Source organism: Dactylosporangium sp. NPDC051541 (genome assembly GCF_044454505.1).
Classification (GTDB): Bacteria; Actinomycetota; Actinomycetes; order Mycobacteriales; family Micromonosporaceae; genus Dactylosporangium.
The window spans coordinates 430,616-449,948 of sequence record NZ_JBITDU010000005.1 but is presented as its reverse complement, the minus strand read 5'-3'; the positions used below and the strand labels follow the sequence as shown (position 1 = coordinate 449,948).

The following is a 19,333-nucleotide window of genomic DNA, read 5'->3' as shown; positions in this document are numbered from 1 at the left end:
CGGGGGTCGCTTCGTGGGCCCGGCGATCGCCGCCCGTTGATGCTGACCCGCCCCGACGGGGCGGGTCAGCGCGCCGGGGTGTCCTTCCCGCCGGTGCGCCGCGGCATCGGGGCCGCGGGCGTGCCCGCGGCCGGAAGGTCGACCCGCAGCAGCGCGCCACCGCGGGCGGAGCGGGCGACGGTGGCCCGGCCGCCGTGGGTGTCGACGACCCGCTGCACGATCGACAGCCCCAGACCGGACCCCGGCAACGCCCGGGCGCTGTCGGCCCGGTAGAACCGGTCGAACACCCGCGGTACGTCGGCGGCGTCGATGCCCGGCCCGGCGTCGTCGACCTCGAGCACGGCCGAAGCGCCCTCGGCCCGGAGCCGGACCTGGACCGGCTGGTCCGCGGGGGACCACTTACCGGCGTTGTCGATGAGGTTGAGGACCGCCCGCTGGAGCGCGGCGGGCCGCCCGCTCACCCACACGGAGGTCACGTCGAGCGCGATCTCGATGTCGGGCACGCGGGAACGTGCCCGGGTCGCGGCGGCCACCACCACGTCGGCGAGGTCGAGCCGCTCGGTGCTCTCGTCGCTGACATCACCGCGCGCCAGGTCGGTCAGCTCGGCGGCCAGGGTGCTCAACTCGGCCACCTGGGCGCCGAGATCGTTGAGCAGCCGGGTCCGGCTCTCCGCCGGCAGCGCGGTGTCCAGGGTGCCGCGCCGATCGAGCCGGATCAGCAGCTCGACGTTGAGGCGCAGGCTGGTGAGCGGGGTCTTGAGCTCGTGCGCGGCGTCCTCGGCGAGCAGCCGCTGGGCCTGCCGGGAGTCCCGGAGCGCGGCGAGCATGTCGTTGATCGACCGGATCAGCCGCCGGATCTCCCCACCGCCCTCATCCGGGATGCCGGCGTCGAGGTCCCGGGTGTGCGCGACGTGTGCCGCGGCGTCGGCCAGCCGGTCGATCGGGGCCAGCCCCGTCCGCGCCACGGCCCGCCCGACGAGGGCGCCGCCGGCTACGCAGAGCAGCCCGATCAGCAGCATGCCGAACCCGAACCGGTTGATGGGGCTGTCGTCGGCGGCCCGGGCCACCTGGACCGCGCCGTCGCCCACCCGCAGCGTGTAGATGAGGTAGCCGTCGTCGTCGGTGTCGACCGACTCCATCAGGTCGCCCGACGCGCCCTGGGCCACGCGCCGGGCCTGCTCGCTGACGGGCGGCAGCGCGGGTTGGCCGGCCGGCGTGCGGGCCGAGCCGTCGGGCCGGATGACCCGGACCAGCCGGCCGGGTCCGGCGTACGGCGGCAGCTGGACCTGCGCCAGGCCGGCGCGCTCCGCGTCCGTCGCCAGGGTGCGGGAGTCGGCGCGTAGCTGCTCCTCGACGGTGCCCCGCAGCTCACGGTCCAGCAGCTGGCTGGCCACCTGGAAGGCCACGAACACGCTGACCGCGATGGCGGTCGCCGCGATCACCGTCAGCCTGGTCCGCAGGGACCGCCGGCGCCACCATCGGGTCAGCCGGCGCGGGGCCCGGCGGGCGCGCCCGCTCACGGAGGGGTCTCCCGCAAGGTGTATCCCAGACCGCGCAGCGTGTAGATCATTCGTGGCTCGCCTTCGGCCTCCATCTTGCGGCGCAGGTAGCTGACGTACACCTGGAGGTTGTTGGCGGTGGTGCTCATGTCGAAGCCCCAGATCGCCTCGAACAGCGCGTCGCGCGTCAGGACCCGGGTCGCGTTGCGCACGAGGACCTGCAGGAGGGAGAACTCGGTCCGGGTCAGGCGCAGCGTCCGCCCGTCCCGCCACGCTTCGAAACGGTCGGGATCGAGCCGGACGCCGGCGTATGACAGGATGTGCGACTCCCCGTCGACCGGCGCACTGCGGCGCAGCAGGGCCCGCACCCGGGCCAGCAGCTCCTCGGTGGCGAACGGCTTGGGCAGGTAGTCGTCGGCGCCGGCGTCCAGCCCCGCGACCCGGTCGGAGACCTGGTCCCGGGCGGTGAGCATCAGCACCGGCAGACCCCGGCCGGCGGCCCGTAATCGCCGGCAGGTCTCCAACCCACCGAGGCGGGGCATCATCACGTCGAGGATCAGCAGATCCAGCGGGTCACCGCCGGCCCCACCGACTCCGTCGAGCACGGCGAAACCGTTGGCGACAGTGACGGTGTCGTAACCCTCGACCTGGAGCACCCGCTCCAGCGACTCACGGATGGCCGCGTCATCGTCCGCGATCATGATTCGCACGTCGGCCCGCCCCCTTCCAGCCGATGCCTTTGCCGCTCATGGTTCCCGATCAACCTGAGGAAAGGCTTAGCGGCCGGCCGGCCCGGGCGCCACGGCGGCGCGGGCGTCATTACTCCCAAAGCCGATCGGTGTCAACACCGCTTTAGCGTTTGTATAGTGGGTTTTCTCCGTATAGATTCGCCCCGATGCGACGGAGGTCAATCGGGTGGCGGCGGTTCAGCATGCCATTGTCACCCCGGCTCCGCCAATCCCGCATTCCGAACTACGGGGAGAATTACATGCGTTTGATCCGCTACGGCGTTGCCATTCTGGCCGCGCTTGTTCTGGCCGTCGTTGCCAGCAGTTCTCCGGCGGCCGCCGCCACGCAGTATTTCGTATTCCACAGCGGCAATGGCGTTGCCAACGGCAAGTGCCTCGACTTCCACGCCGCCACCCTCAAGGTGCAGATGTACACCTGCAACAGCACCATCAACCAGTACTGGTACGTCGAGAACACCTCCACCTCCGGGCGGGTCGTGCTGCACTCCAAGAACGGCGGGAAGTGCGTCGACGCCTGGCAGGGTGCCAACGTGCAGCTGGTGGCGATCGGCTGCGACGGCACCACGACCCAGCAGTGGAATCTGCACGTGAAGGGCAGCGGCTACGACACGTGGGAGAATGTCGCCTTCCCCGGCAAGTGCATGGACATTCACACCGTCGGTTCGACCATCATCACGCAGCTGTACACCTGCAACAACACGGTGTCGCAGTATTGGCTTCCGATCAGCGCCTGAGCAGCCTCCCACTCGAGGAGCCCGGCCCCGCGGGGGCCGGGCTTTTCCTTTGCGCGGCGGAGCGAATGGCCCGAGCGGTAAAGGCGCTCTCAAGTCCGAAGCGCACGAGGTGCTCCGGCACGTATGCCGCAGCGATCGGGCTGCGCACGGTCCAGCCGAGGTTCCGGTACAGTTCGCGGCCGTCGTCCGTGGCGACGAGCACCCCGGTATGCATGCCAAGGTCGGTCAGTGTCTGGCCGTCAGCCGTTGGCAGTACATATCGGATGCGATGACCAGCGCTGCCCACATCGAGGCGCCAACCGCCGCCGACGGCCACTGGTTTCGCGATGCGGCGGGACACGGCCCAGCCGTGGACCCACTTGCAAGAAGCCCGCCCAAGCGCGTGACACCGGGGGCGCTCAGGACCTGCAGGCGGCCGGCTGAAGCGGTTCAACCCTGCTCTGATCAGTCGGTGTCACCGGGCGTCGACCGGTGAGCGGCGTCGCGGTCCTCGGTCTCACGATCGGCGTCGTCGGTGGCCGCGGCGTCCTCAGGATCGGGGACGCGGCTGGGAAACCACAACGCGAGCGGGCCGAGGGCACTGGTGAAGACGGTGAACATAGCGCTCCCTACGACGGCAATGTCACTGTCCCCGGTTCGGCATGGGTGCGTCCAACATCGACGCAGTGAAGCTCCACGGGGCCTCAGCAGCGGTGGTGTGGGCCGGGCCGGCGCCGGCGGAGCGCTCGGGCGTGACGTAGTTGACATCGCGCATCCGCCCGGCCCCGCCGATCCGAAACCCTTGGCGACTGAAGCGAGAGGGATTGTCTGTGAATACCGTGCACTCGGCGCCGGTCAAGTCAGCGCTCGATCGGCTACGAACCGCGCCCTCCATCGTCGACGTGCTGAACATCGCCGAAGACCTGGACCGCGCGGTCGCGGACAGTACCGGCAGCGACACCGTGCGGTTGCTGGCCCAGGCCATCGACGATCCTTCGGATGAGCCGACAGGTATCGCGGCGGTGCACGCACTCGGCCGAGCCTTCGACGACGAAGCGGACGCGGCGCTGTCCGAACTGCTGTCCCACCCGCGGGCGTGGGTCCGGGAACACGCGGCGTGGGCGCTCAGTTCACGGCTGCCGCGACTCGACGCGATCGGCCGCCTGGTGGCCGTCGTCAGAGCCGGTGGTTTCTCCGGCGTCCTGGCCCAGCGCACGCTGGAGACGTGGTCGGCCGCGGCCGCCGAGCACGTAGCGCTCGCCGTCGAGGGCGCGCTCGCCGCCGCGCAGGAATCGGCGGTACGGGCCCGGCTGGTCGAGACCCTCGGTCTGGTCCCGGGTCCGATCTCCGGCCGGGCACTGCGGCAGGTCGCTGCCCGCGGCGACGAGTTCGAGCTCGTGCGGATCGCCGCCGTCGGTGCACTCGGTGACCGCACCGCCGACAGGTCCGCGGCGGCCGTCCTGACGCAGCTGGCGGCCGGGCCGGGGCTGCTGGCGGATACGGCCCGGCTGGCGGTCGCCGATTGCACACCCTCGGTGCCGGCGCCCGGCGACGGCCTCACGATCGCCCAGTTGTTCCTGCACGCCGACCTCGACCGCCAGCTCACCTGGACCGGCAGGGGAGACAACGGCGGCATCGCCACGCTGCTCGTGCGGCTCGGCGACGCGCTGGAGCAGCTGCCGGATGTGCGACGGGTTCTGACGCTGTCGCGGGGCAGCCTGGCCGATGCCGCCACGGCGGCCGCGGATCTGCCGCGGGCCGGCCATCACCTGCTGGCCGTGCCGATGCCGTCCGACGCGCGAGACATCGCCGCAGCGTGGCCGGCGCGGGTGACGGTGCGTCGGTACATCCGCCGCTTGTTGCGGGCCGGCGCCCCGGTCGACGTGCTGCACCTGCGCATGGCCGACGTGGGGACGCTCGTGGCGGCCGAGGTTGCGAAGGAACTGAACATCCCGGTCGTGTTCACCCTGGCCCCGGACCCCCACGCGGTGATCCGCGCGCTGGAGCAGGACGGCGGGCTGACCCGCACGAACTTCGGCGAGGCCGACGAACGGGAGCACTTCTGGTTCCGGGCCCGGCTCGTCCGCCGCCTGGCGCAGAGCGCCGACCGGGTGGTCCTGCTGCCCCGCCCGCAGTTGCGGTCCGCCCTCCAGGACCTGCTCCGGCTCGACGTTGTGGACGACCCGCGGTTCACCGTCGTGCCGGAGGGCATCGACCTGTCCATCACGGATGCCGCCCGGGCCGCCGCGACCGGCCCCGTCACCCCCGCGCTCGCCGAGCTGGACCAGCTGGTCGCCGCGCTGCCGGCCGAGCGGCTGGGGTTGCCGCTGGCCGTCAGCGTCGGTCGCCTGCACCGGGTGAAGGACATGCCGGCTGTCGTGGCCGCCTGGGCCGGGGACGCCGAACTGCGGGCCCGGTGCAACCTGCTCATCGTCGGCGGTGACCTCACCGATCCGTCCCCGGAAGAGCAACGGGAACTGGGTCGCATCACCGCGGCGACGGGCGGCCGGCAACCCACTGACGGCCTCATCCTCGCCGGGCATCGCCCGCATGCCGTCGTCGCGTCCTGGCTCGCGGCCGCCCGTACCGGCCGCCCCGGGCTGGTCGCGCCCGGCGGCATCTACGTCAGCGGCAGCGTCAAGGAGGAGTTCGGGCTGGCCATCCTCGAAGCGCTCGCGGCCGGCCTGCCGGTCGTCGCCAAAGCGGCCGGCGGCCCCGCGACCTACATCGACGACGGCGTCACCGGCGTACTGGTGGACGGCACCGGCCCGCACGAGCTGGCCCGGGCCATGTACCGCACGCTCGACCTGGCCACGGCCGTGAACACCGATGCGCGGGCCGCCGGGGCGTACCAGATGGTGCGCGACCGCTTCGCCGTGCAGTCCATGGCCGGGGCACTCGTCGAAGTGTACCGTGCCGCCGCCCCACGCACCCGGGTCGTGGCATGACGCTGCTGGTGATCAGTCCGGACTATGCTTCGCACCTGCTGCCCCTGGCCACCCTGGCCACCGCGTGGAGCGACGCCGGCGAACGAGTCGTCGTCGCGACCGGACCGGCCACAGACCACATCGTGCGATCGTTCGGCTTCACCCGCGCCGATCTCCGGCTCGGGCGAGGCTCCAATCCCGGGGTGATCCGCGCCGAACAACAACCGGCCGGCGAGGACGACGCCCTGCGTGGATTCTTCGCCGCCACCGCCGCCGGCATGGTCGCCGCGCTGCAGTTCCAGGCCGACGCACGCCTGACCGACCTGCTGTGGCAGCCGATCGACACCGCGCGGGCCGTCCTGCGCATCCTCGAGGCGGTGCGACCCGACCAGATCCTCGTCGACCACCTCGCCTTCACGGCCAGGCTCGCCCTCACCGCGAGCGCCACCCGCTACGCGGACGTGGTCCTCGGCCATCCCACCGCCCTGGTCGTCGCCGGCGAGCTCTACGGCTACCCGACAGCCTGGCCGGCCGTCATGCAACCGGCCGAAGCCGCTCTTGACGCACTCCGGCGCCGCAGCATCGAGGTTCGGGAACAGTTCACCGCCGGCTGGAACCAGGCGCTGCACACCCTCGACCCGGGGGCAACGGCCGTCGACGACGCCTTCGCCACGGCCGGACCCGACCTCCTGCTCAACTATCCCGAAAGCCTCCATGACCCGGCGCGCACCGCACTGCTCCCGCCGCACACGTTTCTCGGCTCGGCCGTCCGCAGCGAAACACCTGATGCCGACGTCACCGCCTGGCTCGACCATGATGATCCGCGACCGATCGTCTACGTCAGCTTCGGCAGCTTCCTGTCCGCCCGCAGCGACGTCCTGGCCCGCGTGGTGACCGCCCTTGCCCCACTCGACGTGCGGGTCGCCCTGGCCACCGGCTCCGCCGAGACCGCCGCCTGGGGCACGTTGCCGCCGCACTGGCTGGCCCGCGAACACCTTCCGCAGGTGGCTGTCCTGGACCGCGCCGCGCTCGCGGTGACCCACGGCGGCAACAACAGCGTCACCGAAGCCCTCAACTGTGGTGTCCCCCTGCTCGTCCTGCCGTTCTCGACGGACCAGTTCGCCGCCGCCGCCGCCATCGAGCGCGCCGGGCTGGGACTGGCGCTCGACCCGAACACCGCCACCGCCGAAGCATTAGGTACCGCTATCAACGCGATGTTGCGCAGCGATGCGGCCGCCGCGGCCCGCAAGCTCGGCATTGAACTCCGCGCCCGTCCAGGTCGCGACGTCGCACGCGCCGCGCTCACCTGACCGGCCTCAGGGCCTGGTGCCGTCGAAGGTGACGGGAAGGTGGCGGGGGCCGCGCAGGACCGGGTTGGGCCGGTACGGTGGCGGGTCGCTGCGCAGTCGCGGATTGTTCGGTCGGCCCAGGCGTGGAAGCGCGGCTCGTCGGCGACCGGGACGCCGAGCAGGCGGCAGATGGCGGTCACCGGCAGTGGGCAGGCGAAGTCGTCGACCAGGTCGGCCTCCGTACTCCCGGCCAGACCATCGACGGGGCGGTTGTCGACCGGTTGTCGACGGGTTGTCGACGTGTGCTGGCACGGTTGCCGTGTGCTGAGATTTCGGGACCAGGTGCTGCTGGCGCTGAGTGGCCCGGCGGTGTTGGGGTCGGTGCTGCCGCCGCCCGGTGGCGCCGGCCGGGCGTTTGTGCGGAGCGTGTCGGCGGCGGGCGGCGGCCTCTCCGGGGCGCGTTTCGACGCGTCGCGGGCGTGGTGGTGCGGGGGTGGAGCTGCGGCGTTCGCTGTTCGACACCGATCGCACCACCGGGACGTGGACCCGCACGGTGCCGGGCTCCCCCCGCGCGCATGCGTGTGACGTGGTGCTGCTCGCGATGACAACCGCGAACAGCCTCGCGTTCGGCCGTGAGCTGGTCGCCTCGACGGGATCCGTGCCGATTGTCGCGCTGAACACGATGCTCCATTCCCCCCGGGCGGTTGCCGACCGTGGCGTTCCAGTTCTGGATTCATATTTCACGGCCGGGAAACCGGCGAGGAGATTGTCATGCCGATAAAGATCAGAAGCCTGCTTACCTCCGGTCCGGTCTGGGTACCGCTGGCCACCGGCAGCAACCTGCGGCTGTCCCCGGGCGAGCTCTCCGCGGACCTCCCGGATGTCGCGGTCGCCGGAAGTGCCGCAGTGGACGCCCAGCGGCAGCGGGGCGTGATCGACGTCGAGCCGGTCTCGGATGTCGCCGACGGCGCCACGGTGGGCACCGAGAAGGCGGCCGCCGAGCCGGCCAGGACGCGCAAGCAACCCGATTCCGCCGGGTGATCCGTCACCTGTCCGACAACGATAGGAGGAAAGCACCATGCCGACGCTGACCTATCCGGGCGTCTACATCCAGGAGATTTCCGGCGGGGTAAGGCCACTGGACGTCGCCAGCACCTCCACCGCCGCATTTGTCGGGCTCACCGAGATGGGCCCCGCCGCGGCGACCCGGGTGACCAGCTGGACCGAGTTCCAGCGGACCTATGGCTCGTACATCATCGACAGCTTCCTCGCCCACAGCGTTTTCCAGTACTTCAACAATGGTGGCCGCCAGTGCTACATCGTGCGGGTCACCCGCTCGAACGCGACGGTCGCCAGCCTGACCATGAACAACCGGGGCGGGGCGGCCGGCCTGGTCTTCTCGGCCAAGAACGCCGGCGTGTGGGGCAACTCGCTGGCGTTGCAGATCGAGAACGGCACGCTGGACCCGAACAACGAGTTCAAGGTCAGCGTCCGCCGGCAGGCCGACCCGGTGGTGCTGCCGCCCAACTTCAAGGACATCACACCGCTGGAGGTCTTCGACAACCTCAGCATCGACCCCGCCGCGCCCAACTACGCGGTGGCCGTGCTCGCCCGCGACTCCACGCTGATCAATCTGCAGGTTCTGTCGGCCAACAACAGCAGCGCCCAGAACGGGGTGCACCGCGGGGACTTCATCCCGAACGCCGCGCTGCCGCTGGGCGGCAACGTCAACCTCCAGGTCAATGTGGACAACGACGGGTTCCAGCAGGTGACCCTGTCGGGCCTGGCTACTACCAGCACCACCCTGTCCGACGTCGCGACCGGCATCAAGAACGCCGTCAAGGCCCTGGTCAAGAAGAAGACCTCCACCCCGGACGCGGCGTTCGGCAGCTTCGACTGCGTGGTGGAGACGATCGCCGGGCTGTCCCGCCTGGTCCTCAAGTCGGGCACCAGCAGCGAGACCTCATCGGTGCGAGTGCAGGCCGCCCCGGACCACGACGCGACCGCGCAACTGCGGCTCGGCGCGGCCTTCGGCGGTCAGTCCGAGGACGGCCGGGCGGTGCGCCGTCCCGCCACCGCCGACGCGCTGCAGATCGGTGACGCGGCGCTCGCCCCGCCGGTCACGGTCGTCGTGGCGGGCAGCGACGGCACCGGGGCGCTGGCCGAGTCGGCCTTCAGCGATACCTTCAGCCGCCTCGACAACGTGACCGACTTCAGCCTGCTGGCCGTGCCGGGGGAGAGCACCCCGGCGATGATGAGCCAGGGCATGGACTACTGCGGCCGGCGACCGCTGCAGGACGTGTTCTACATTGGAGAGACCGGTCCCGACGTCCTCACCACCGCGGCCGCGGCCGCCTTCCGCAACGGCTTGACCACTGCCAACTCCTACGGCGCACTGTACTTCCCGTGGGTCAAGGCGCAGGATCCGACCGGCCGTTCCCAGGAACCCATCCTGCTACCGCCCTCGGGCTACCTCGCGGGGCTCTATGCCCGCATCGACGCCTCGCGCGGGGTGTGGAAGGCCCCGGCCGGCATCGAGGCGAGCCTCAGCGGCGTGGTTGGGCTGGCCGCCGAGCTCAGCGATGTGCAGCAGGGCAACCTGAACCCGATCGGCGTGGACGTCATCAGGCGGTTCCCCGGCGCGGGTGTGGTGGCCTTCGGCGCGCGCACCATCACGTCGGATGCGGCCTGGCGATATATCCCGGTCCGCCGGACGGCCATCATGCTGCGGGTCAGCATCTACACCGGCATCCAGTTCGCGGTCTTCGAACCCAATGACGAGCCACTGTGGTCCCAGCTGCGGCTCACGATCGGGTCGTTCATGATGACCCTCTTCCGGCAGGGCGCGTTCCAGGGGTCCACGCCCTCGCAGGCGTTCTTCGTCAAGTGTGACGCCGAAACGACCACGCAGGCCGACATCGACGCGGGAGTGGTCAACGTCCTGGTGGGCTTCGCGCCGTTGAAGCCGGCCGAGTTCGTCGTGGTCAAAATCAGCCAGAAGGCGGGACTGGCGTCCGGATAACGGCGACGCCCGAGGAAGGGAGAGCGGCCGATGGCCAGGTTCACCGTGAACAGCACCCGGTTCGACCCTTACATGGGATTCCGGTTCCAGATCAAGATAGATGGCAAGCCGGTGGCCGGGCTCAACAAGTGCAGCGCGCTGAAGAAGAGCACCGAGGTGACCCCCTGGTACGAGGGCGGGGACGCCAGCGGGCCGCACCAGATCCCGGGAAAGACGAAGTACGACCCGATCACCCTGGAAGCGGGCGTCACGCAGGACACGACGTTCGAGGAGTGGGCCGACAAGGTCAACAACTTCACCGGCGACGCGGCGATGTCGCTGGCGACCTTCCGCAAGGACATCAGTATCGAGGTCTTCAACGCCCAGGGGGCGAAGGTGTTGGCGTACAACGTCTTCCGGGCCTGGGTGTCGGAGTACCAGGCACTGCCGCAGCTGGACGCCAGCAGCAACGCGGTGATGATCAGCACCATCAAGCTGGAGAACGAGGGCTGGGTGCGGGACACCTCGGTGACCGAGCCCAAGGAGACGTAGGAGGGGTCGATGGGCCTGCTGCCAGGCGGATACTGGGACGCCACCGGGCGGCTGCATCGCGAGTTCGAGCTGGCGGTTCTCACCGGACGGGAGGAGGAACTGCTCGCCACCACTCGCGGGCGCAGCGCCGCGCTGGTGACCGAGGTGCTCAGCCGGTGCGTGTCGCGGTTGGGTGACATCAGCCCGGTTCCACCGGCGGTGGCCCAGCGGTTGCTCGTCGCGGATCGGCAGTATCTGCTGCTCGCGCTGCGTCAGGCGAGCTTTGGCGACCGGGTCCAGGCCAACCTGATCTGCCCCTGGCCGGACTGCGGCGAGCGGGTGTCCGTCGACTTCTCCATTGTGGACGTCCCGGTTTACCCGGCCGAGAATCCGGCCCCGGTGCACACGATGACGCTCGCGCAGGGGCAGGAGGTCAGTTTCCGGCTGCCCACTGGTGCGGATCAGGAGGAACTCTCCGAGGGGCTGGCGGACAACGAGGCACAGACGCTGACCCGGTTGTTGACCCGGTGCGTGCAACGCATCGGCCCGACCGGCCCGCCGAGCGAGCGGCAGATGGCCGAATTGCCGGCGGCGGATCGGTTGGCGATCGAGGAGCGCATGCGGCAGGTGGCGCCCCGGGTGGAGCAGACGATTGAAGCCAAGTGCGCCGAGTGCGGCCGCACGTTCGTGGCGCCCTTCGACATTCACCGGCTCTTCTTCGGTGAACTGCGCACGGACGCCAACCTGCTGTACCAGGAAGTGCACTATCTGGCGTACCACTACCACTGGAGCGAGCGCGACATCATGGACATGAACCGTGACCGGCGGCGCACGTACATCGAGTTGCTCGCGGACGCGATCGAGGTGTTGAACGGTGACACCTGACGGCTATTTGCGCGAGATACTGGCGGACGGCGTCCGGCCGTTCCAGCATCGCGCCGGGGTGTGGGAGCTACTGGGCCGGCCGGACGAGACAGGGGTGCGGGTCAGCTTCGGATCGGCCCTCCCACGCTCGGGTCGCCCCTATCGGCGGCGGTCTTCCGCCGCTGCGCAGGAAGTCCAGGCGGCGCCAGGCGGAGTGTGGTGGCGGCAGACGACGGACGGCTTCTCCGACCGGCCGGGTTCAGTGTCCAGTATGGATGGGCAGTGGATGGCCGGCGGCACTGGCTCGGCGGCGCGGCGAGGGTCGGTGGGGTACCGCGAGCGGTCGTCCGGCGAACCGGTGGGGTCGGAGGCGGAGCCGTCCATGATCATTCCCGGGGTCACGAGCCGGCGACAGGTGCCGCCAATCACGGCCGTCGACGCCGGTGGCACGGTCGATCCCGCCAGCTCTGCGTTTCGGCATGAAGACGAGACCGAGGTACTGCGCCGCACGGAAGCCAATCCCGTTGCGGCGGCGGCGAGAGATGGTGCGGCCGCGCCGTCGGATCGACGGCAGGCGCCGAACGCAACGGCCATGCCGCCCACCGTGGACAGTACACGAGCGATAGGCCCGGGAAGTGATCACCGAGCCCCACTGGAGCACGCCGCGAGCGGGTCGGCTGGTACTTCCACGACTGGGCCAACTCGGCCTTCTGCGCCAAAGACTGCGACGTGGCCGGGAAGGCCTCCGGCGCCTGTGGCGGCGCGGGCATTGGTCATTCGCGCCGAACCGGAAGCGGCCGACGTACAGGTGCCGGCGACTGCCTCGCCGATCCCAGTGCCTGACGAATCGATCTCAATGGGTGACTTGCCGGCGTCGCTAGCTGGCTGGTCGGTCTCGGCGATGGATCCGCCGGCTGCCGCTCCGCGGCCAGCGGATCCGGGGACACGACCGTCGGCTCCGGCGGCGCAGGAGGCACCAGCGGCCCCAACGGCTCCCGCGGCGCCGGCGCAGACGGTGGTGGTCCGGGAGGCTGCGGTCGATGCTGGCGTGGCCGCGTTCTGGGAGCGCCGCTACCTGGGCCGGTTGAGCCTGCGCCCGGGAGTCCTGCGATGAGCGCCGCGACGGCGATCGGCATGGTCAGCGCCTCGCTGCGCAGCCTGCTGGTCGGCGAGATGCGTATCGACCCGGCGGTGGACGTGACCATCCTGGCGCCGGATGAGGTGGGTGGCGCCCGACGCGTCAACCTGTTCCTCTACAAGGTCGCCGAGAACTCGTTCCTGCGCAACGAGGACTGGACGGTCAGGCCCGGCGCGCCCAACCAGCTGGTGCCCGCGCCGCTCTCGGTCAACCTGTACTACCTCCTGACGCCGTACGCCCCCAACGACCCAGTGGAGGGCAACGCGACCGCACACAAGATCCTCGGCGAGGCCATGCGGGTGTTCTTCGAGAACGCGGTGGTCCCGAAGACCTACCTCGACCCGGGCCTGCTCGATGCCCGCGAGCAGCTCCAGATCACCTGTAACGCGCTGGACCCGGAGGAGCTGAGCCGGCTGTGGACCACCTTCGCGCAGCCGTTCCGGCTCTCCGTGCTGTACCAGGTGCACACCGTGCAGCTGGACCGGCTGCCGGCGAGCCAACGTCCGATGCCCAAGCGGGTACGGCGGGTCGGTGTCCCCGACATCCGCTCGCCGCTGAACGCGCCGGCCGCGGTGGAGATGATGCCGGCCGGCGGCCCGGCCGGCACGGTGCTCACCTTCACGGGCACGCATCTGGCCGGCTGGCGGGCCGGCGTGTCCCTGGGCTCGCACCCGATCCTGGCCGGTCAGCTGCTGGCCGATGACGAGTTCACCGCAACGCTCCCGGCCGACCTGCCGCCCGGCTTCTACGACCTGCGCGTGGACGTGGCCGGCCTGTTCCGCCGGACGTTCCTGTTCGAGGTGACACCATGACCGCGCCCGCTTTCCGGGACAACCTGGAGCACCTGGCGGCCGAACTGATCCGGCTGGACATGCTGATCCGGCTGCTGCTGGACGCGGCGGACCGGCTGAGCGCGGCGGCCCCGCAGGCGCAGGCGAACCGGGCCATGTACATCACCCGCGACGAGGTCGAGTGGCTGCTGACGACCGGGCCGGCCGCCGAGGTCGGCGCGCCGGGTGGACGGCCGGCGGTGGAGCTGTTCTCGGCGGAGCTCGACGCCCGGGTGCGGCGCAGCCTGGCCGCCGGGGTGGAGCTCCGGCTGCCGCTGCTCGGCCGGCTGTTCGGGCTGTCCGAGCTCGAACAGCTGGCGGTCCTCGTCTGCCTGGCCCCGGAGCTGCGGCGCAAGTACGACCGCCTGTACGCCTACCTGCAGGACGACATCACCCGCCGGCGCCCCAGCGTCGATCTGGCGCTGGAGTTGCTGTGCCCGACCGAGCGGCAGCGATGGGCCGCCCGGGGCGTCTTCGGCGCCACCGCGACCCTGTTGCGGGCCGGCATCCTGCGGACGGTGGACGACCCGCAGAGCCCGTCGGGCTCCTCGGGCCTGGCCCAGTTTCTCGCGCTCGATCCCCGGATCTGCCAGTTCCTGCTCGGCATCGACCAGCTGGCCGCTCCGCTGGCCGGGCATGCCCGGTGGGTACCGGCGTCGAGCGCGCCGCCGGCGGCCCAGGCGGACCCGGCCACCACCGATCGCCTGGTGCGGCTGGCCGGGCACAGCCTGGCCGGCGGCGAGGGCGGGCGCGGGCTGGTGTGCTATCTGCACGGGCCGGCCGGTGCGCTGGAGCTCGCCGAGGCCACGTGCCGGCGACTGGGTGTCGGGCTGGTGAGCCTCGACCTCGCCACCCTCGGCGCGGATGCCGAGGAACTGCTGCGGCTGGCCCTGCGGGAAGGGCTGCTGTGCCAGGCCGCGGTGCACGTGGCGGGCGCAGACCTGTTGCTGCAGGATGCCGTTCGGCCGATGCTGGCATCGCTGACTGCCGGTGTATCGGACTTCGGGTGGCTGGTCTTCCTCAGCGGAGAGTCTCCCTGGACCGCCGTCGACGCGTTTGCCGTCGCGCCGGTCGAGGTCTCGTTGCCGGATCCGGACCGTAGCGCCGCGCTGTGGCGGCAGCACCTGGCCGGGTACACCACCGAGGCAGCCGCCTGGGCCGACAACCTGGCCGCCCGGTTCCGGCTGCCGCCGGCCACGATCCAGGCCGCGGTCCGCCTGGCCGACGATCAGCGCCTGATGGATCACGACGGGCCGGCGCTCACGCTGGCCGACGTATCCGCCGCGTGCCGGCACCTGTCCAACCAGAACCTTCGGGAGCTGGCCACCGTGGTCCACCCTAGATACGGATGGGCCGATCTGGTACTGCCGGCGGACCGGGTGGCCGCGCTGCACGACATCTGCGACCAGGTCCGCCATCACCACCGCGTGTTCCACAGCTGGGGATTCGGCGCGAAGGTCGGTCACGGCCGCGGCCTGAGCGCGCTGCTGACGGGACCGCCCGGCACCGGCAAGACAATGGCCGTCGAGGTGATGGCCGCCGACCTCGGGCTGGACGTGTACAAAGTGGACCTGTCCGGGGTGGTCAGCAAGTACATCGGGGAGACCGAGAAGAACCTGGCGCGGGTGTTCGCGCAGGCCCGGTCCGGCAACGCGGTCCTGTTCTTCGACGAGGCCGACGCGCTGTTCGGCAAGCGCACGGAGGTATCCGATGCGCACGACCGGTACGCCAACATCGAGACGAGCTATCTGCTGCAGAAGATGGAGGAGTTCGAGGGCCTGGTCGTGCTCGCGACCAACCTGCGGCAGAACCTGGACGAGGCGTTCACGCGACGAGTCCGGTTCATCGTGGAGTTCCCCTTTCCCGATGCGGACAGCCGGCGGCGCATCTGGCGGACGCTGGTGCCGCCGGCGGCGCCGGTGGCGGTGGACGTCGACTTCGCCGCGCTGGGCCACGAGTTCGCGGTCGCCGGCGGAAGCATCAAGAACATCGTGCTGAACGCGGCCTTCTTCGCCGCGGCCGACGGCGGCGTCATCGACCGGCGGCACATCCTCAACGGCACCCGCCGCGAGTTCCAGAAGATCGGCAAGCTCTGGCCCTATGACAGCAAGGCGGTCCCGTCATGAGTAGTGGATTCCCGAACCGGCCCAGGATCCTGCGCGGTGCCTTCGTGGAGTTCGGGCTCAGCGTGCCGCCGCTGTTCGTGGTGTTCCAGTTCAACCCGGTCCAGCTGACCCGCAACCGCGCACTGACGTTCGCGTTTCCCGGCGCGGCGGGTTCGGGCTCCGGCGGCGATCAGTCCGCGACGGTGCCGCAACGCACCGCGCGCGAGTGTCGCGCCGAGGTATCCAACCTGCGTGACCTGCAGAAACAGCAACTTGTCACGGTGGGCGACCAGACGATCGGGTTCGACATCAGGCTGGATGCCACCGACAAGCTCAACGACGGTGACACCCTCACCGGGCAGTTCGGGATCGCACCGCAGATCGCCACGCTCGAGCAGATGGTGACCCCGAAAGAGGAGAGCCTGCTCGGTACGGCGGTGGACACCCTGCTGGGCGGGAACTCCGGGTTCAGCTTCACCCGCAGCGCCAACCCGCCGATGATCCTGTTCATCTTCGGGCGTCAGCGGGTGTATCCGGTGAACATCAACGCGTTGAATATCACGGAGACGGAGTTCAGCGCGAGCCTGAACCCGATCCGGGCCACGGTCTCGGTCAACCTCACGGTGATCGAGGGCAAAAGCGCGCCGTACGTCTACACCAAAGCCACGACCGAGGTGATGTCGGTGCTCAACCTGGCCAACGTCGCCGACATCGCCAACGTCGTCATTCCGGGGTGAGGCCATGTTCAGCGATCTATCGCGCTACCGCGCGGTGCCGGACGTCGTGACGCCGGACCCGCGTGGACGAACGCTGGCGGCCAAGGACATCCGGCCGCTGCCGGTGGTGACGGGTGTCTTCACGCACACCGTCGCGGCCGGCGACCGGCTGGATCAGCTTGCCGCCACGTACTACGACCAGCCCCAGGAGTACTGGCATATCTGTGACGCCAATCCGGATTTCCTGTCGCCGCTGGCGTTGCTGGGCCGGGACGTGGTGGTCGTGACCCGGTTCCCGCTTGTCGCGCCGACAGGCGATGTCGCATGGGCGGCCCTGCTGGACACGCTGTCGGGGACCGTCGGCGTGCGCGACGTCGCCGTGTCCGACGAGGTGGTGCTGGCGGCCCAGACCGAGCAGCTCAACGGCGCGCCCCGCACGGTGTACCGGCAGCAGTACCGCCGAGCCGTGCTCGTCACCCACAATCGGGTCAGCATCGACGCGCGGGCTTTGCGCAACGCGATCATCGCGACCGGCCTGGCGGTCGGTACTCCGGTGGAGGGTGGCCAACTGGGCCGGCGGATCGTCATTCCCGCGGCGGTGGAGGGATGACCGGCACCCGGCCGGACAACCTGCGCATCGAGGTCGACGGCAAGGCACTCACGGATCTGCACTGCGACCTGATCAGCCTCGAGGTGGAGCTGGACGAGGAGTTGGCCGGGATGTTCCGGCTGACCCTGGCGCTGCGGCAGAAGGCCAACGGTTCGTGGCTCTACCTGGACGACCCGCGCTTCGCGATCTGGCGCAGTGTGGCGGTCACCGCCGGCCTCAAAGGCAACACCCGGCGACTCGTCAGCGGCTACATCACCCATCTGCGGCCCGACTTCGGCGCCGGGCTGGAGCAGTGCCGGGTCGCGGTCTGGGGGATGGACGCCAGCGTGCTGATGGACCGCGAGGACCGGCTCAAGGACTGGCCGGGCAAGTCGGACAGCGACATCGCGACGGAAGTGTTCAGCCAGTACAAGCTGACGCCGAAGGTCACCCGGACCGAGGTGATCCACGACGACAAGGTGTCCACCATCATCCAGCGGGAGACGGACATCCGGCTGCTCAAGCGGCTGGCCTTGCGGAACGGGTTCGAGTGTTTCATCGACGGCGACACCGGCTACTTCCGGCCGCCCGCGGTGGATGACGCTCCGCAGCCGGTGCTGGCCATCCAGTTCGGCAAGGACACGAACATCAACAAGCTCAGGCTCGCGGTCAACGCATTGACGCCGACGACGGTCACCATGACCCAGCTGGATCGCGCCACCGGCCGGATCAACCAGACCACTGTGGACACCAGCAAGCAGACGCGCCTGGGAGCCAGGCCCGCCGGCAGTTACCTGAACGCGAAGGTGCGGTCCGGCGGTATCCACATCGGACAGACGGTGACCACGGGGCAGCACGAGATGGACGTGCTGTGCCAGAGCCTGTTCGACCAGGGGGAGTGGTTCGTCACCGGGGAGGGTGAGGTGTCGGCCAACCGGTACGGCAGCGTGCTGATGCCGCGCGCAACGGTGACCGTGAAGGGCGTCGGTGCCCCGTACAGCGGCGTCTACTACGTCAGCCATGTCACGCACCGGTTCACCGCGACCGGGTACACCCAGCTGTTCCGGATCAAGCGCAACGCGCTGATGCCCACCGGGACCGAGAACTTCAGGTCGGGAGGCCGATGATGGAGACGGGTGCGGGCGCGTTGAGTCTCGATCGGGTGGTCGCCGGTCTGGTGGAGAAGGTCGAGCGCCGCTTCTTCGGCAAGTACCGCGGCATCGTGGTGGAGAACGAGGACCCCTACCGGCTGGGCCGGCTCAAGGTCAAGGTGCCAAGCGTGCTGGGCCGGGACGTGGTCACCGGCTGGGCCACGCCCTGCGCCCCGTACGGCGGCGCGGTGGATCGGGGTTTCCTGTTCATCCCGGAGCGGGAGGCCCAGGTGTGGGTCGAGTTCGAGGAGGGTGACCTGGAGTTCCCGATCTGGGCCGGCACCTTCTGGACCGGATCGAGCCCGGACAACACCCCGGTGCCCAGGCCGCAGGCGGCCGACGGCCAGGAAGAACAGCAGGCGCAGGACCCACCGACTCGCAAGATCATCAAGTCGGCGAAGGGGCACACCATCCAGTTCGAGGACAAGGACTCGGCGGAACTGGTCACCATCGTCGAGGCGGTCAACGGCAACGTGATCACCATGGACAAGCAGGGGATCGCCATCACGTCGGCCGACGGGCACACGATCACGCTGGACGGCTCGGGGATCACCGTCACCGATGGGAAGAACAGCGGCAACGCGATCACCATGTCCGGCGGCGGGGTGGTCGTGAAGACCTCCGGCACCCAGGTCGCGATCGGCAGCAGCGGCGTGCAGGTCGGCGGGTCCGGGGCCACCGAACCGTTCGTCCTGGGCAACAAGTTCGCGGCGAACGTCCAGGCGTTCATCAGCGCGCTGTCGACCCACACGCACATCGGCAACCTGGGCGCGCCGACCTCGCCGCCCGCCCCTCCGCCGATGACCCTCCAGGTTCCACTGTCGACCAAGCACAAGGTGGAGTGATGTCGCTGTCGGCCGGTACCGTCGATGCTGATTCGGGGATGGCCCTGGCCATCTTCACCCAGGTCGACCAGCTGCTCTCGCCGCCGCTGCAGGCGTCGGTGGACGGCGCCAGCGCGGAGGCCAGGCCGGCCGCGCAGGCCGCCCTGGACGCGGCGCGCGGCGGGTGGCGCAAGCTCGCCTTCGCGGTCGCCAAGGGCGTCGTCGAGCACCTGGTGAGCAACCTCGAGATCAGTGGCGTGACCGTCTCGGGGTCGGTGAGCCTGCCGGTCAGCGGTAACACCGGCAGCACCGCCGCGCCGACCGCGCACACGCACACGGTGGGCATCACGCCGTCCGCCACGGTGACGCTGACCCAGAACAACGGCGGCACCGGAAGGGTGAGCTGA

The 19,333-nt window shown here is 70.2% G+C and carries 18 protein-coding genes; 15 read left to right on the top strand and 3 right to left on the bottom strand.

Annotation, left to right across the window (positions count from 1 at the left end; all coding sequences use genetic code 11):
* Positions 1 to 65: 65 nt before the first annotated feature.
* Positions 66 to 1,520, bottom strand: a complete 1,455-nt coding sequence (locus ACIA8L_RS25810; RefSeq protein WP_395908846.1) for an ATP-binding protein — start codon at positions 1,518 to 1,520, stop codon at positions 66 to 68.
* Complete coding sequence (locus tag ACIA8L_RS25805) at positions 1,517 to 2,200, bottom strand: response regulator transcription factor (RefSeq protein WP_395908844.1); 684 nt, start codon at positions 2,198 to 2,200, stop codon at positions 1,517 to 1,519. The genes ACIA8L_RS25810 and ACIA8L_RS25805 overlap by 4 nt, the downstream gene beginning before the upstream one ends.
* Before the next feature lie 287 nt (positions 2,201 to 2,487).
* Here ACIA8L_RS25805 and ACIA8L_RS25800 point away from each other — a divergent pair, with 287 nt between their 5' ends.
* Positions 2,488 to 2,982, top strand: coding sequence for an RICIN domain-containing protein (locus ACIA8L_RS25800; RefSeq protein WP_395908842.1), 495 nt, complete (start codon positions 2,488 to 2,490; stop codon positions 2,980 to 2,982).
* 444 nt (positions 2,983 to 3,426) lie between these two features.
* Here the strand turns inward: ACIA8L_RS25800 and ACIA8L_RS25795 are convergent, their stop codons facing one another.
* A complete protein-coding gene (locus tag ACIA8L_RS25795; protein WP_395908840.1) occupies positions 3,427 to 3,582 on the bottom strand; it encodes a hypothetical protein in 156 nt (51 codons plus the stop codon).
* Positions 3,583 to 3,791: 209 nt separating this feature from the next.
* Here ACIA8L_RS25795 and ACIA8L_RS25790 point away from each other — a divergent pair, with 209 nt between their 5' ends.
* The 14 genes from ACIA8L_RS25790 (at position 3,792) to ACIA8L_RS25725 (ending at position 19,333) form a co-directional block, all read left to right on the top strand.
* On the top strand, positions 3,792 to 5,909 hold the full coding sequence (locus ACIA8L_RS25790) for a glycosyltransferase (protein WP_395908838.1): 2,118 nt from the start codon (positions 3,792 to 3,794) through the stop codon (positions 5,907 to 5,909).
* Positions 5,906 to 7,198 carry a nucleotide disphospho-sugar-binding domain-containing protein gene (locus ACIA8L_RS25785; protein WP_395908836.1) on the top strand — a complete coding sequence of 431 codons (1,293 nt, stop codon included), beginning with the start codon at positions 5,906 to 5,908 and terminating at the stop codon, positions 7,196 to 7,198. The genes ACIA8L_RS25790 and ACIA8L_RS25785 overlap by 4 nt, the downstream gene beginning before the upstream one ends.
* A 472-nt stretch (positions 7,199 to 7,670) precedes the next feature.
* Entirely contained in the window at positions 7,671 to 7,958 is a 288-nt protein-coding gene (locus ACIA8L_RS25780; RefSeq protein ID WP_395908834.1) for a hypothetical protein, read from the top strand.
* Positions 7,949 to 8,218: a hypothetical protein gene (locus ACIA8L_RS25775; RefSeq protein ID WP_395908832.1), complete on the top strand. Its 270-nt coding sequence runs from the start codon at positions 7,949 to 7,951 to the stop codon at positions 8,216 to 8,218. The genes ACIA8L_RS25780 and ACIA8L_RS25775 overlap by 10 nt, the downstream gene beginning before the upstream one ends.
* A 37-nt stretch (positions 8,219 to 8,255) precedes the next feature.
* On the top strand, positions 8,256 to 10,199 hold the full coding sequence (locus tag ACIA8L_RS25770; protein ID WP_395908830.1) for a phage tail sheath family protein: 1,944 nt from the start codon (positions 8,256 to 8,258) through the stop codon (positions 10,197 to 10,199).
* 30 nt (positions 10,200 to 10,229) lie between these two features.
* Positions 10,230 to 10,730: a phage tail protein gene (locus ACIA8L_RS25765; protein WP_395908828.1), complete on the top strand. Its 501-nt coding sequence runs from the start codon at positions 10,230 to 10,232 to the stop codon at positions 10,728 to 10,730.
* Positions 10,731 to 10,739: 9 nt separating this feature from the next.
* Entirely contained in the window at positions 10,740 to 11,594 is an 855-nt protein-coding gene (locus ACIA8L_RS25760; RefSeq protein ID WP_395908826.1) for a hypothetical protein, read from the top strand.
* Between the two features lie 1,089 nt (positions 11,595 to 12,683).
* The gene (locus ACIA8L_RS25755) at positions 12,684 to 13,523 is read left to right on the top strand and encodes a DUF4255 domain-containing protein (RefSeq protein WP_395908824.1); all 840 of its coding nucleotides are present in this window, start codon (positions 12,684 to 12,686) and stop codon (positions 13,521 to 13,523) included.
* A complete protein-coding gene (locus tag ACIA8L_RS25750; protein ID WP_395908822.1) occupies positions 13,520 to 15,667 on the top strand; it encodes an ATP-binding protein in 2,148 nt (715 codons plus the stop codon). The genes ACIA8L_RS25755 and ACIA8L_RS25750 overlap by 4 nt, the downstream gene beginning before the upstream one ends.
* Complete coding sequence (locus ACIA8L_RS25745) at positions 15,664 to 16,383, top strand: hypothetical protein (protein WP_395908820.1); 720 nt, start codon at positions 15,664 to 15,666, stop codon at positions 16,381 to 16,383. Before ACIA8L_RS25750 ends, ACIA8L_RS25745 begins: the two co-directional genes overlap by 4 nt.
* A gap of 34 nt (positions 16,384 to 16,417) precedes the next feature.
* Entirely contained in the window at positions 16,418 to 16,972 is a 555-nt protein-coding gene (locus tag ACIA8L_RS25740) for a hypothetical protein (protein WP_395908819.1), read from the top strand.
* On the top strand, positions 16,969 to 18,078 hold the full coding sequence (locus ACIA8L_RS25735) for a phage late control D family protein (protein ID WP_395908817.1): 1,110 nt from the start codon (positions 16,969 to 16,971) through the stop codon (positions 18,076 to 18,078). The genes ACIA8L_RS25740 and ACIA8L_RS25735 overlap by 4 nt, the downstream gene beginning before the upstream one ends.
* Positions 18,078 to 18,947: a phage baseplate assembly protein V gene (locus ACIA8L_RS25730; protein WP_395908815.1), complete on the top strand. Its 870-nt coding sequence runs from the start codon at positions 18,078 to 18,080 to the stop codon at positions 18,945 to 18,947. Before ACIA8L_RS25735 ends, ACIA8L_RS25730 begins: the two co-directional genes overlap by 1 nt.
* Complete coding sequence (locus ACIA8L_RS25725) at positions 18,947 to 19,333, top strand: hypothetical protein (RefSeq protein ID WP_395908813.1); 387 nt, start codon at positions 18,947 to 18,949, stop codon at positions 19,331 to 19,333. Before ACIA8L_RS25730 ends, ACIA8L_RS25725 begins: the two co-directional genes overlap by 1 nt.